At 64.9% G+C, this 13,302-nt stretch carries 15 protein-coding genes; 5 read left to right on the forward strand and 10 right to left on the reverse strand.

Annotation, left to right across the window (positions count from 1 at the left end; all coding sequences use genetic code 11):
- Positions 1–75: 75 nt before the first annotated feature.
- The 6 genes from J2S44_RS19450 to J2S44_RS19475 form a co-directional block, all read right to left on the reverse strand.
- Entirely contained in the window at positions 76–2,028 is a 1,953-nt protein-coding gene (locus J2S44_RS19450) for a DUF3987 domain-containing protein (protein WP_310415848.1), read from the reverse strand.
- Between the two features lie 32 nt (positions 2,029–2,060).
- The gene (locus J2S44_RS19455) at positions 2,061–2,342 is read right to left on the reverse strand and encodes a hypothetical protein (RefSeq protein ID WP_310415851.1); all 282 of its coding nucleotides are present in this window, start codon (positions 2,340–2,342) and stop codon (positions 2,061–2,063) included.
- Between the two features lie 390 nt (positions 2,343–2,732).
- Positions 2,733–5,024, reverse strand: a complete 2,292-nt coding sequence (locus J2S44_RS19460; RefSeq protein ID WP_310415854.1) for a cell division protein FtsK — start codon at positions 5,022–5,024, stop codon at positions 2,733–2,735.
- A complete protein-coding gene (locus J2S44_RS19465; protein ID WP_310415857.1) occupies positions 4,931–5,704 on the reverse strand; it encodes an ABC transporter permease in 774 nt (257 codons plus the stop codon). Before J2S44_RS19465 ends, J2S44_RS19460 begins: the two co-directional genes overlap by 94 nt.
- Complete coding sequence (locus J2S44_RS19470; RefSeq protein ID WP_310415859.1) at positions 5,701–5,904, reverse strand: hypothetical protein; 204 nt, start codon at positions 5,902–5,904, stop codon at positions 5,701–5,703. The genes J2S44_RS19465 and J2S44_RS19470 overlap by 4 nt, the downstream gene beginning before the upstream one ends.
- A complete protein-coding gene (locus tag J2S44_RS19475; RefSeq protein WP_310415862.1) occupies positions 5,901–6,155 on the reverse strand; it encodes a DUF6284 family protein in 255 nt (84 codons plus the stop codon). The genes J2S44_RS19470 and J2S44_RS19475 overlap by 4 nt, the downstream gene beginning before the upstream one ends.
- 222 nt (positions 6,156–6,377) lie before the next feature.
- On the opposite strand from J2S44_RS19475, the gene J2S44_RS19480 reads away from it, so the two are divergent.
- Positions 6,378–7,229: a GntR family transcriptional regulator gene (locus J2S44_RS19480; RefSeq protein ID WP_310415865.1), complete on the forward strand. Its 852-nt coding sequence runs from the start codon at positions 6,378–6,380 to the stop codon at positions 7,227–7,229.
- On the forward strand, positions 7,226–7,762 hold the full coding sequence (locus J2S44_RS19485) for a P-loop nucleotide/nucleoside kinase family protein (RefSeq protein WP_310415868.1): 537 nt from the start codon (positions 7,226–7,228) through the stop codon (positions 7,760–7,762). The genes J2S44_RS19480 and J2S44_RS19485 overlap by 4 nt, the downstream gene beginning before the upstream one ends.
- On the opposite strand, the gene J2S44_RS19490 is transcribed toward J2S44_RS19485, so the two are convergent.
- Both J2S44_RS19490 and J2S44_RS19495 read right to left on the reverse strand, forming a co-directional pair.
- Positions 7,759–7,977, reverse strand: a complete 219-nt coding sequence (locus tag J2S44_RS19490; RefSeq protein ID WP_310415871.1) for a hypothetical protein — start codon at positions 7,975–7,977, stop codon at positions 7,759–7,761. The genes J2S44_RS19485 and J2S44_RS19490 overlap by 4 nt on opposite strands.
- Positions 7,978–8,022: 45 nt before the next feature.
- Positions 8,023–8,529 carry a hypothetical protein gene (locus J2S44_RS19495; protein ID WP_310415874.1) on the reverse strand — a complete coding sequence of 169 codons (507 nt, stop codon included), beginning with the start codon at positions 8,527–8,529 and terminating at the stop codon, positions 8,023–8,025.
- Positions 8,530–8,597: 68 nt separating this feature from the next.
- On the opposite strand from J2S44_RS19495, the gene J2S44_RS19500 reads away from it, so the two are divergent.
- Both J2S44_RS19500 and J2S44_RS19505 read left to right on the forward strand, forming a co-directional pair.
- On the forward strand, positions 8,598–9,434 hold the full coding sequence (locus J2S44_RS19500) for a helix-turn-helix domain-containing protein (RefSeq protein WP_310415876.1): 837 nt from the start codon (positions 8,598–8,600) through the stop codon (positions 9,432–9,434).
- Entirely contained in the window at positions 9,422–9,604 is a 183-nt protein-coding gene (locus J2S44_RS19505; RefSeq protein WP_310415879.1) for a DUF397 domain-containing protein, read from the forward strand. Before J2S44_RS19500 ends, J2S44_RS19505 begins: the two co-directional genes overlap by 13 nt.
- 288 nt (positions 9,605–9,892) lie before the next feature.
- Here J2S44_RS19505 and J2S44_RS19510 read toward each other — a convergent pair whose 3' ends face one another.
- Both J2S44_RS19510 and J2S44_RS19515 read right to left on the reverse strand, forming a co-directional pair.
- Entirely contained in the window at positions 9,893–10,783 is an 891-nt protein-coding gene (locus J2S44_RS19510) for a hypothetical protein (RefSeq protein ID WP_310415882.1), read from the reverse strand.
- Positions 10,780–12,216 (reverse strand): AAA family ATPase, encoded by a 1,437-nt coding sequence (locus J2S44_RS19515; RefSeq protein ID WP_310415885.1) that lies wholly within the window; start codon positions 12,214–12,216, stop codon positions 10,780–10,782. The genes J2S44_RS19510 and J2S44_RS19515 overlap by 4 nt, the downstream gene beginning before the upstream one ends.
- A gap of 653 nt (positions 12,217–12,869) precedes the next feature.
- Here J2S44_RS19515 and J2S44_RS19520 point away from each other — a divergent pair.
- Positions 12,870–13,013, forward strand: coding sequence for a hypothetical protein (locus tag J2S44_RS19520; RefSeq protein ID WP_310415888.1), 144 nt, complete (start codon positions 12,870–12,872; stop codon positions 13,011–13,013).
- Positions 13,014–13,302: the final 289 nt, after the last annotated feature.

Consider the following 13,302-nt stretch of genomic DNA (forward strand, 5'->3'; position numbering starts at 1 on the left):
TGACAGAACTGCCAGAACTGACAGAATCTCTGCGGTACGGGGGTTGTGGCAGTTCTGTCGGTTGTGTCAGTGGCTTCATGCGGTCCGCCGGGCGTCGCGGATCGGATGGACGGTGGCGGCCGGCCGGTGCACGTCCGGGTTCACGAGGAAGGTTGGCGACGGCGGCCGGCCGCCGGTCCGGGGTCGTGCCGGCGGGTCGATCTGGCGGAGGTAGCCGTGCGCGTCGAGCACCGCGAGCGCGGGTTCCAGGTCGGCAACGGCCCGGATCGTGGCGGACTTGGTGGCGCGGTACAGGTCGCGTTTGGTGAATGTCGTCGATCCTGTGCGCTCGATCCACGCAAGCACGTGCCGGGCGTTGCGGGTGGCCTGGTCGGCGCCCATGTCGTCGAATGCGGCCAGCGCGTGAGCGGCGTAGTAGTCACCGAGCTGTGCAGCCCGGTCGATCGTCTCCGCCTCCACCGGCTTGCCCCATCCGTCGCGCAGGTGCTCGGCAAGGTGGATCAGCCCGGCCATGCGGACGACGGCGCCGGTGTACTTGCTGCCCCAGTCCACGACGTGTCCCCACGCACCACCGGGCGCAAGCCGTGGCTCTACCGCGCGCTCGATGTCGAGCACCCTGGCGTTGGCATCCTCGGTGAGCGGCAGGACCGCCGGATCGGTCCAGCCCGCGAGCGTGAGGACCAGGGCGCCCAGGTTGTCCCTGTACGCCTCGGCAACGTCGGCCGGCACCGGGTCAGCACCGATCCGGCGGAAGCCGACCGTGTTCTCCGGCAGCGCGAACAGGATGCGTGCCAGCAGTCCGAGCCCGCGAAAGCCCGGCATGGAAGCGATGTCGCGCAGCACGTCCGGTTGCACGGCCAAGCCGAGCGTCAGCGCAGGCTTGGCGACGTGCTGACTCTCGCGGGACAGCCGGCCGACGCGCATCATGTCCCCGGCGTGCCCTTTGAGGAATACCTCCAGGTTCGGGGTGCCGGAGTAACGGCCAGCGATGGTGGCGAAGATGCCACCTTCCGGCGAGAGCACCGCCAGCCGGCCGCCCTGGTCCGCGAGCAGCTGCGCGGCAGCCTCGCTGGTCACGTCATCGGCAACAAGCTGAGGCAGGCTCGGCACCGTGACGGCTTCGGCCTGCATCGCGGCGGCCGACGCCTCGGCCAGCAACGTATCCCGCGCGGACGCATCCGCGTTCGCCGCAGCGTGCGCCGCCTTGTCAGCGGCCTTCCCCGCCACCCGCGCCGCCAACTCGGCCTCGACGATCGCGGGTTTGGTCCGCTCCACCAGCGCCGATTCAGCCGCCAGCAACGGCCCGGTGATCGCCGCGAACACCGCCGACTTCCGCGACCCCGGCGGCAACACCACGACCGTGAACAGATTCGTCGGCTCCCGCCACGATCCCCGCACCTCCACCTCGGCCCGCCCGCCGGCGGCCGTCGACAGCGCCGCGAGCGCGATGCTCCCGGCCAGGTCGACCGGCGTCTGCGTGAACTCCGCGACTGCCCGCACCATGTCCGCCACCCACCCCGGCAGCACGTGCGCGGGAAAGGCCGGCAGATGCCGCCCGGTGCCCAGCGGGATCGGTGGCGCCCACTCCGCACCGGTGCCGGTGTCGTCGAGCAGCGCGCGGCTGGTCGCCAGCAGATCGGCCGTGTCGGTGCCGGAGTCCGCGAGCTGGGTAAGCCGCAATCCCAGCTCGGAGACGTCCCGTCGCCGGGCGTGCCCTGCCACGATGTCCGCGTAGTAGCCGGCACTGGCGACGCTTGGCACCTCGGAGATCAGCGTGTGCAGGTACGGCGCCCCACCCACTCGCGCCAGATCCCCGGTCTCGGCCAGATGCGCCGCGAGCGTGATCGGATCGGCCGGTGTGCCGGCCGCGTCGAGCCGGCAGATCGCGTCCCACAGCGCTCCGTGGTTCGGACGGTAGAAGTCGCCGGGGTTGAGCTTGGCCGCAAGCTCGGTGACCAGCGACGGACTGAGCAGCGCGGCGCCGATGACGGCACGTTCCGCGCCTTCATCGTGTGCGGGTCGATTCATGATGCGGCCTCCTTTCCAGGTTGAGCAGCGGATCAGCGGTGGGGCGACGGTCGGGCAGCGACCGCGACACGGCCGAGCAGGACGCGCAGGCCGGAGAGCATGGCGAGCAACTGCCGCCGCGCCGCCACCTCACGGCGAGCGAGCGGCACCCAAAGCCGGACCTCGGCGTACTCGCGCCCGTTCTCCGTCCGCGTCCGCGTGACGACCGCGCGACCGTGCCGCGCCAGGTCGACGACGATCTCCGCGCTCCGGTGCTCGTTGAGCCCGCAGCGATGGTCAGCGGCGCACCAGTCCGGGTGCGGAGTGCGGTTCATCGGGTGCCGTCCCGGTGCACGCGCCGGTACTCGTTCCACACGTGCCGCCCGACCCGGATGCGCCGTCCGGTGCCGTCGCAGCGCCGGCACAGCCGGAACACGCGTCCGAACGGGCTCTTGATCCGCCCGGTTCCGTGACAGGTTGAGCACGCTTTCCACGGCCAGATCGCGCAGCTAGCGGCGTAACAGATCGTGACGGGCGGTAGGACGAAGCAGAGGAAGCTAGCGATCAGGGAAGGGGTGTCCACGAACGCCTCCAGGGCCGGTTTTCGGGCATGGGGGACCAGGGCCGCTAGCGTGCTAGCGTCCTGGCAGGGCTTCATTTCGTGTGCTAGCGGAGGTGCTAGCGCTAGCAGGCTCGGGCGCTAGCGCCAGCACCCTCCGGCGGTACTAGGCCGCAGCCTTCGATCGGTTACGCTCGGCAACTTTCTCCGCGACATGCGCGCGGGTGATGCCGCGCCGGTTGACGGTCTTCCCGCCCACCCGCCGACCGATCTGGTCAACCTCGATCCCGTACGGCTTCAGCGCCGCCGTCAGCTGCTCCGGCGCCCACCCGTCGTAGACATCCGGCCGCAACTCCGCCAACCGCGCCACCACGGTCTCGTTCCACACCCGCAGCTCCGCCACCGGCACCACGGACAGGATGTCGTCGAGCAGGTGATGACCGGCCGCCCGCTCAACCTCCGGCGTCTCACCGAGCGCGTGCCCGGTCAGCCGCCCCGCCCGCTCCCGCAGCGCCCGCGCCTTCTCAGCGAGGACGTTCGCGGCCGGCCCGTCGATGAACACGGTTGACACGATCCGCGCGTCCGCGCCTTCACCGGCGAAGTAGCCGATCCCCTTGTCCTCCCACGCGAACATCGTGGCCCGGACGCCGTTGCGGTATTTGCTGGTCCCGAGCACCATGTCGTTCTCCATCTGCCCCATGACCTTCAGGCAGAACCGCGTCGACGCGTTGGCGGAGATCGCGGTCGGCAGGCTCTTCGCGTCCGGCCGCTGGGTCGCCAGGATCAGCACGATCCCGGTAGCCGGCCCCCGCTTCACCAGGTCCGTGCAGATCTCCTCCAGCTCGGCCCCGTACTCCGGGTGCTCGAACCAGACCTGACACTCATCGACCCCGACCACGATCGGATGCAGGCCCAGCGAGCGCCGCGTGGCCAGCTCCGGCGTGACCTTGTTCTCCGGGCACAGATCCGGCGGCAGATCCCGGATCACCCGCGCCCGGCGGCGCAGCTCCGCCCGCAGCTCCCGCATCGCGGCCACCGCGTAGAGGATGTCCTCGTCGTCCTCGCCAGCCCGGTACCGGTGCGCCACCTTCCCCAGCGCGGACAGGTCACCGGTGCCCTTCAGGTCGTACGCATGGATCTCCGCCCGAGGATCGAGCGCCGCGATCAGCAGCGCTTCCCGCAGCGCGAATGTCTTGCCCATCCGCGGAATCGACCCGATCACCATCGCGATGAACATCAGCGTCAGGTTCACCCAGCGTCCGCGCTGATCCGTCCCGTACGGCTGAGGCTTGAACAGGTCCACCGGCCCGCCCTTGAGCAGCGGCCACACGGGCTTGCGCGCCTTCGACATGTCCTGATCCCCGACCCAGAGCACCAGCCGGCCGGGATGCACCTCGGCGTTGCCCTCCGGCCACACGCACCCCAGCGGCCGGGTCAGCGCGCCGGCCAGCTTCTCCCGCCGCTCGATCACCTCGGTCGCGGTCACACCGGGCGGCAGATCGACATCGGCACGCCATCCGGGTCCGTCGCGGGTGATCGGCGCCGGGAACCCGATCGCCTTGTCGCCCAGCTTCGACACCGCCTGGTTGATCCCCGCGAGCCCGAGCACGGACAGCGCGAGCGTGACCTGATTCGAGGTCAGCTCTTGCACATGCGTCGGAACGACAGCGCGGGACACCAGCGGCCGATCCGGTCGCGCCCCGCCGAGCCCGAACGCGGCGACCAGCCCCGCGAGCGTCGCCCAGTGCGCCCAGCTCGGCGCCAGCACCGCGAGCACGAACGTGCCGGCCGCACCGAGCACCGCGACCGACGCCGCGATCAGCGTCCGCAGACGCACCCGGCCGTCACGCTGCCGGGACAGCCGGAGGTACTGCTCCGCGTCCTCCCGCCGGACCGCCGCAAGCCGGACGGGCAGGCCTTCCAGGTCGAGCACCCACCGCGTACCGCCGGAAATGAATCGCCAGACCCCGCGCGGCGCCCGCAGCGCGAGCTTCCCGCCGTAGACCGGCATGCGGACCGCGTGATAGACGGAGACGTGCAGGTAGTGCGCCGCGATCCAGCGGCACGTGTGCCGGAAGTCCGAGCCCGACAGCATCCACGCGGGCAGGATCGGCTTGCGCTGCGCGGCCTGCCGCGCCAGTTCCTTCAACCACTCATCATCGGTACGGGCATGCGGCTGGTCGACCATGACCACCTCACCCACCAGCACCTCAGGGGTGAGGGTGGCCGTGCGGCCGGTGTGTTCCGGGTTGGTCTCTGCGAGCATGAGGGTTCTTCCTCCTGAAGCCTCACGAGGTGAACGGAGCGAGTGACCGGCGGCGCGGCACAGGTTTCCAGGCCGAAGGGCCGCGCCGCCGGGCGAAGCTAGGAACGTCCGTCGTGATTGAGGTGCGCCAGCGCCGCGCCCATCCCGAGCACCGCCACCGGCAGGCACGCGACCACCGTCGTGATCTGCCACGGCGCCTCAGTCACGCCCGCCGCCTCCATGTGGTGATAGGCGACCTGCCCGAGCGCACCGAGCACGAGCGACCCGATCGCGGACCACTTGGCGAACCGCCGCGCCCGCACGCTCACCTGAGCCGACAACCACACCCGCAGCGCGTACGCCGCATAGGTCTCGACACCGATCGGAAGCGTGATCGCGGTGTTCAGGCTGAACCCGTCCGCGATCCCCGGAAGCGGGTGCACCACCCCGAACCCGGTCATCTCGCCGAGCCCGACCCACCCCGACCACACCGCCGCGAACGCCGGCAGCGCCAGGATCAGCACAGGCCACGACGGCACCGCCCGCCGTGTGATGGGCTCAGCAGCCGGAACCGGGTCCACGACCGCCTCACGCTGGCCGATTTCCTCCACCGTCACCGGCGCCACCTCGGCCACCGGCACCGGCACGGTCTCCGGCTCGTCCACCGCCGGAACCGGGTCCGGCACCACGTCCTCCGGCGCCTGCTCCGGATCGGGATCGGCCGGTGCGGTCTCCTGCTCCAGCGCCGCCCGGATGGCCTTGGCCTTCGGCCGGCCCACCTTCAGCTCGGTCTTGATCCGGTTCTCGGACGGCACCACACCCAGCGCCGCCACCAGTTCCTGAGCGCGGGGAAGAAGATCCGCCACCTGAGGCGGGTACGCGGAGACGGTCATCGCAGGACTCCTTCAGCGTCGGCGTGCTCGGGCTTGGCATAGAGGAAGTTGAAGAGGTTCTGCTGAAGCCGAACCAGATCCGCGGTGGCCTCGACCGGCGGAAAACCGTGCCGTTCCAGCACCCGCGCCACGTCCACCAGCAAGCGGTACCTGAAGCGCGAATCCCCATCCGTCGGGATCGGGAAGGCGGAGTTCGTCACGCCACCCACCCCAGCTCCGCGCTGTCCAGGTGCCGCCGGTGCAGCGCCAGCGCCTCCCGAGCCACCCGCTTCTCCGCGATCCGCAGCCGGTGCCAATCCAGCTCGGTCGGACCGCCGTCCGCACAGAAGACGCGGATCTGCGCGTCCAGCAACGCAACCTCCGCGCTGATCAGCGGCTCTTCCGCCTCGATCGCCGCGAGTTCGCCCGACGTAGGGCCGTCGATGTCGTTGAGCCAGTCGTTCGGTGCCAAGACGCACTCCTCTTGTGGCTTCCGTGACCACCGTCGTTGTGACGGCGATCTCTGTGCCACGAAGCTAACAGTTGATATGCATACAGGTCAACTGTTAGATCGAAAGTTCGTGTTGGAGGGCATCTGAGCTGCGTAAACGTGAGCTAACAACGTCGGCAACCAGCAAATCACCTGGTATTTTGGGATACCAGTTGCACGATGCCGCTGATAAGAGGAGACGCCATGTCGACCCCCCGCCCGCCACTGACCCGTGGGGAATCGCTGCATCAGCAGGTCGCACGCAACATCCGCAACGACATCGAGGCCGGAGTGCTCCGCGACGGAGACGTCCTCCCGTCCACGCGCGAGCTGGCCGAACGCTGGGACGTCAGCGTCTTCACCATCTCCGAAGCGATGCGTCTTCTGGCCGAAGAGGGGTTGGTGATCAGCAAGTCCCGCTCCAAGCGCTACGTCCACGCCCCCGGCCAGGACCGCAAAGCCGACATCCGCCCCCGGCAACCGAAGGTCGTCATCGTGGGCGGCTACGCCGGCAGCGGCAAAACCGAGCTGGGCCGCATCCTCGCCCGCGAAACCGGCTGGTCCATGCTCGACAAGGACACCCTCACCCGCCCGGTCGTCGAGGCCGCGTTGGAGACCATCGGCCACTCACCCCACGACCGCGAGTCCGCCGAATACTTCAACCTGATCCGCCCCCGCGAGTACGAGGCCCTGATCGCGGCCGCCACGGAGAACGTCGCGTGCGGCAACAGCGTCATCCTGACCGCCCCGTTCATCCGCGAACTCAACGACCCCGCGTGGATCGAGCGCACCCAGGCCACCTTCACAGAGCTGAACGCCACCACGACCTACGTCTGGGTCTACTGCGACGAAGCCACCATGCACACCTACGTCCGCCACCGCGGCGCCGCCCGCGACGCCGCGAAACTCGCGGACTGGGCCGGCTACCTCTCCAAGGTCGAAACCAGCTTCCGCCCACCGGTCCCACACAAGGTCATCGACAACTCGGCATCCAGCCGCCCACTCCAGGCCCAGGCAAAAGACCTGATCAAAACCATCACCGGCGGTACGCCATGAGCAGCGGCATCATCCTCTACGGCCCACCCGCCAGCGGCAAAGACACCGTCACCCATGCGCTGGCCGAGCTGGACCCCACGGTCACTCTCTTCCGCCGGCTCAAGGCCGGCCCCGGCCGCACCGGCACCTACCGCATGACCACCGAGCCCGACATCGACCGTCTCCGCGCCACCGGCGACATCATCTGGGAGAACCGCCGGTACGACTCCCTCTACGTCATCGACCGCCCCGGCCTGACCGACGCACTCACCACCGGCATCCCCGTCGTCCACCTCGGCCAAGTCCCCGCGATTGAGGCGCTGGTGAACGCCACGCCGCAGACTCGCTGGACAGTGGTCTACCTCTGGTGCCCCCGCGACGTAGCCGAGTCCCGCATCATCTCCCGCGCCACCGGCGACACCAACGCCCGCCTGCGCGCGTGGGAAGAGACCGAGCCCGTTCCCGAGCCCGATCTCTTCCTCGACACGGCGCAGATCCGGCCGGCTGACGCCGCGCACGCTGTTCTCGACGTCATGAAGCGCAGCTCGGCCTAAACCTCTGCCTCTTTGCGTATCAGGGCTTCCTTGTGCACGACGAAAAGGCTCTGCGGCCCCTTCTCCTCGGCGCCCTCCATCTCGACACCGAGGATTCGGACCCACTGCACATCCGGCACCGACAAGAGCAGATGCGAGACATGCAGAATCCGAATATCCACGTCTCGCTCACCGTCTTTGACATTGAATTTGTTGAGGTGAACGATGTCTCCCACGGCGTGGAACTCATCGGGTACGCACCGACGCTCGGAGACCATGGATTACGCCGCCTTAGCGACTGTTTTCCGGTCGGGCCTCTTCGCCTTCACGGCGTTCTCGATGATGATGAAGAAGAACCTGAACATGGCGAACACGTCCGGCCGCGTGAACATCAGCGTGTCGGTCGCCTCGTCCGGATCGTCCGTGAAGACGTCCACCTCCACGAACCAGTCACCCGGCGTGGAGACGGGCTCCACCAGCCGCACCTCGATCCGGTCGATGAACATGTCACCCGACAGCCCCATCTTCCACGGCTTCGATCGGTGCTGCGGCACCCCTCGGGGCGACTCGACGCCGGCCGTGCATACCTCCGGGTCGCAGAAGTCCGGGTGCTCGGCATCGGTTATCTCTGGACTTGCGCCGATGGTTACCGACGGCATGGGAATCTCCTCCTTGATTCTCGGCGGAAAAGCGGACGACCTAGCACCACCTGGCGACGCGCCCTCCTTGACTACAAGGACTATTTCCGAGAATCGAGTTACCAGGAACCCGTTCGACGTTGCATCCATTCGTCGGCGAAATCGACCAACGCTCTGCGGAACGGCGACACTCGCACGGGGAACCGATGGGGAATCTCATGCCCACTGACCAAACCGGCACCGCACACCCGATGCTGCGAGCGCTCGGGCATGAACTGAGACTGGCCCGCGAACGGAAGGGCATCACCCAGGAGGCCCTAGCAGCGGAGATCCACTTCTCCAACACCCACGTCTCCGCCGTCGAGACCGGCAAGCGCCCACCCAGCGCCGAACTGATCCACCGCGCCGACGACGCACTCACCACCGGAGGTCTACTCGGCCGCCTCCTGGACGCGGCACACGAGGCCGCATCGCGCGAGATCATGCCCGAGTGGTTCCGCCCATGGGCAGACATCGAGCAGACCGCCACCGCGCTCCGCACCTACCAGCAGTTCGTCATCAGCGGCCTACTCCAGACCCCGGACTACGCCCGCGCCGTCCTCCGCGCCGGGATGCTCACCGCCGACGAGACCGCCCTACAACGCGCCACCGACGCCAGAATCCAGCGTCAACAGATCCTCACCAGCAAGACCCCGCCGGAACTAATCATGATCCTCGAAGAGTCCGTGCTGCACCGCCCGATCGGCTCACCCGAGATCATGCGCGCCCAACTGGACTCCCTCATCACCGCCAGCACCGCCGGCCGAGTCGAACTCCACATCCTCCCCACCGACATCGGCGCCCACCGCGGCATGTCCGGCTCCTTCGTCCTAGCCAGCGTCCCCCACGCCCCCGACCTCGCCCTACTCGACACCCAACTCCGCGACCTCATGATCGAGTCCCCCGAAGCCGTTGATGCCCTCCGCCGCACCTGGGAAGGTCTCTTGGGAGAAGCCCTTCCCCAACGTCTCTCCATCGCCCTGATCAAGAAGGTAGTTGAAAAATGGATCACCTAACCTGGAAGAAGTCCACCCGCAGCGGCCCCAACGGCGGCGACTGCGTAGAGGTTGCAAAGACCCGTACACATGTCTACGTGCGTGACAGTAAAGACGCTGTTGGTCCAATACTGGCCGTGACGACGCGATCATGGACGCGCTTTGTGCGTGAAATTTGCCGGGCTATATGACTTCAACGAGTGGCCGGTCATTTCGATCCCTCATTGGCGTTTAGTTCGGTCGAGACCTTGCGAAAGTATTATTCTCAGTGGCATTCGCGAATGGAAATCAGAATATCTCTGCGCCGGTGCGTCACTCTCGATGCCGTTATTGGCGATGGCTAAACGCACACATGCTCGATATGAAGTACATCGGATTTGCGCTTGCAGGGCGACTCCTTGATAGAACTCACTTGCCGAATGTGATGTTCGCATAGCGGCCAACTTGCTTTTAGTATGCTCGGCAAAATGAATTCGTGATTACGATAGCTGCGACGCAGCGCGAGCAAGAACCTTAGGGCAAGACCATACCTCTAGACCGCGATCGTCGGCCCAGCTGCGAACCTTTGCGTATAGAGAGGTGGAAACGAGTTCCGGGCATCCGAAAGAAACGCGGAATGTTTTAATTACGGTGTCGGCCTTGGTGGTGCATCCCCAGCGTTTGCGCATAATGGTAGCAATGGTCATCCCTAAATCGTGCCCAGAGCAGAAGCGCCTCGGGTTGGCCAAGTTGTCAATCCGTGCACGAACTAGAGAAGCGATATTCTCAACGTCCACAACGGTAGAGCGACTTGCGGCGCGTGCTGCCGCGATAACGATCATCTTTTCAATGTCGGGAGCCCCGTTATCTAGGTTTAGGATTTCCTGCACCGGAAAGTCGCGCAGGCGGAGCGGAAGTCTCTGCTCTTTGGTGACGAGGCGCAGCACTCCGATCGCTGCACTTGTCGGAACGCCGATGTCGGCGATGTGTGCAAGTTGGAGTGAATCGGTGTGGAGTTTCACCCTGTTTGGATCGCACAAGCCCGCTACAGTCCGTTTGGTCGCATCTCCAGCGAAGATTGCTGTTGCGTCTAGGTCGTAAAGGTCCGTGTAAATTACATTCGGTGTACTTACCTCAGCTTCCGCGATCCCTACCCAGTCGCGGTCGAGAATGGCGAGCACATTATTTATGCCGCGCGCGTCGCACAAATCTATTGCATACTGCACGGAAGTCTTTCCGTATCCAGGAACTACGAATGTGTGTTCCTCGGCGACGTGACTATCTAGCGTCGCCACATCGTCAGGCCCTTCAACCAACAGAATATTCTTTCTGTGATCGCTTAGTAGAAGAATCTCGGCGAAGAGATCATCGCCCGTCAGTTGCTCCCTCATGCATCGTCCATGTCGTCCGCCGGGACAAGGGGAACGGTCCTCTCCCACCATTTGTGAATAATTTGCGGAGAGTGAGTTGCGATAACAAACCGCAGGTTGGTAATTTGCGAAATCTCAAAAAGGTCGGACAGGAACTGGCGTTGCCATCCAACATGCAGTGAGATTTCTGGTTCGTCAATTAGAACGAGAGTATTCTCCTCGACCTCGAAAAGAAGCCCATATACAAGAACAAGCTCGTGCTGCTCCCCAGAGGATAGGCGTTCCGGAGGGATTTCCTCACCGCTGTCAGTTACTACTACGAAGCCTTCCTCGCGGCTAATCTTCAGACTCTTATATTTGAACCGACTATTCACAATTTCTTGAAGCAGGCGAACGCGTGTAAGAACATCCTTGAAAGTGTCGAGCTTTCGCTCCGTATCTTCTAGATACGTCCACAAAACGTGTCGTTCCCAATCCTTGAGTGTCCGATCAGGAAGCGGCAAATACTCTGAAGATGCTCCTAGTACATCAATCTGAGATAACCGTGCGCGGTAATCTGCTTGCAGGCGGTACCTTTCTCGGATCTGATCGTCTGTAAGATTGGTGACCGGCTGCTCCTCAAGTAGTCTCTCCGGGAAGGTCCTATCAAGCTCCTGCGACCGCCGAGAGTTCTGCGCAAGGGCTTCCTTCAGTCGTCGCGCAAGATCTTCGGAATAGATTGAAACTCTCGATTTCGGCTGCTCGGGCTGTGTGCGATATCGAGCGTTAGAGGGTAATTCCGCGGGAATGTTGAGTAGGCGTTGTGTCTCAATAAGGTAGACCTTAATTCCACTTAAGAAGTCGCGGATCACGCGCGGTTGTTCGGCTTCAGGGTAAATGTCGGATGGAAGCGCAGAGCCATAGAATTCAAGGACCTCAGCCAAGCTCATTACTACGTCAGTGGGGTGATCGTGATAAGCATCTGGCCCTACACGAGAAACTGGAAGTAGGCGTTGGACGACTTCACGAAGTTGGGCGGTCTCCCTCATAGTGCTGGGGGAGGAGGTGTAGGAGATCATATGACTACCGGGTCGGCGAAGCTCGAAATGAACGGCGAAGCCGAGTCGTACGGCAGAGTTGGAGTGCCGTGTCCTGTGTGTCTTTTTAGGATCTGCCTCAACCCGAGTTACCTTAAGGCGAGTTCCATCGTCGAAGTCGAACCGGGCGGAGCCGAACGGCAAATTCGCCAGCTTTATTGTCTGCCAGCCAAATGTCCACGATACTAGCTCGAGAAGCTTTGTTTTTCCTACACCGTTCGGGCCATGAAGAATGACAAATTCCCAGTCGGCGGGAAATTCAAATACGTGATCGAACCTGCCAAGCATTCCGGTAACTTCGGTTCTGATTAGTTGGGGCACCAATTCCTCCGTGAATCCTTTTGCTGGCTCATTGATTGCGCGAAAACGGTTGGTCATGACGATGATTCACATTCTTTTATTTGGAATTGCCGTGAACATAATTTCATGAGGATGTCCGTCAGTTCAAGACGTTCTCGGCGCTGACTTGGCTCATATGAGCGTGGTGCCCAGATCATCCGTGTTCTGGTTCCAACGGGTCAGGCCGAGACTAGGCACCGGCTGCAGGCCTGACTCCCAAGAGCAAGCGACGTAGATCATGTCCGGCGCCGTTGCCCGGTATTCGCAGCAGGGTTGGCTGGTTACTGAGGCACGGGCCGCCGTGCCATCTGCGTGCCATCACGCGGGGTGCTGCTAGGCCACTCCAGGCCACTTATGACAAGCGTGACCTGTACGTGCGCCCGTAGCAGAGCGATCTTGTGCGGTTCCCAAGCTGACAGTGCGGGTTCGATTCCCGTCACCCGCTCTCGTCGGCGGAGGCCCTTGCTCGCGGAAAGCGCGAGCTGGGGCCTTCTCGCATTTCTGCTCCGGGGCCGAGCCCCGGAAACCCCACGTGCCGGTGGTTGCCTTCCGGCGTTGCTGCGGATTCGTGCCCCTTCGAGGGCTGGCTCGTCTCGAGCCGTCCATGGGCGGTTGCGATGGCTCATCGTTGTCGTGGGTGCTGAGGGTGCGCGAGCGCCGGCTGGCTCGCGGTATGCGGATCAGCGGCCGTCGTGGCGGTGGCGGACCTGGCTGATCCTGCTGGGCCGACGGGTGGTGAGGTGCAGCTCGACCGGAGGTTGAACTGGTCGGGCAAGGCGGTGTACGACCTGGGCAATCCGCGCAGGCTGGCGAGCATGTACGAGACCGTTGCGTGAGTGCGGGGCTGGGCAGGTCGAAGGTGCTGCCGGGGGTACGGACGACTGCCCTCATTCTGGTTTGCACGGAGCCCGTCGCGGCCTGTGCTGTGCGATGGGCTGCCGCGCTGGTTTCGCTGACTTGCCGCTGACCCTCTGTCGCCGGGAGCTGTGCGTAGACGGCATTGCCGGTCTTGTGTTGCCGGCCGCGGCTCGCGTTGTTGAAGGCTCGGTGCGCACCACTGTCGGCGGTTCCGGTAGGCGGTGCATGCTGAGTGGTCGGTCGGCCGCCGTGCCCCCTGCGTGCCGG

Origin of the sequence: Catenuloplanes niger, assembly GCF_031458255.1 — a bacterium.
GTDB classification, from domain to species: Bacteria; Actinomycetota; Actinomycetes; order Mycobacteriales; family Micromonosporaceae; genus Catenuloplanes; species Catenuloplanes niger.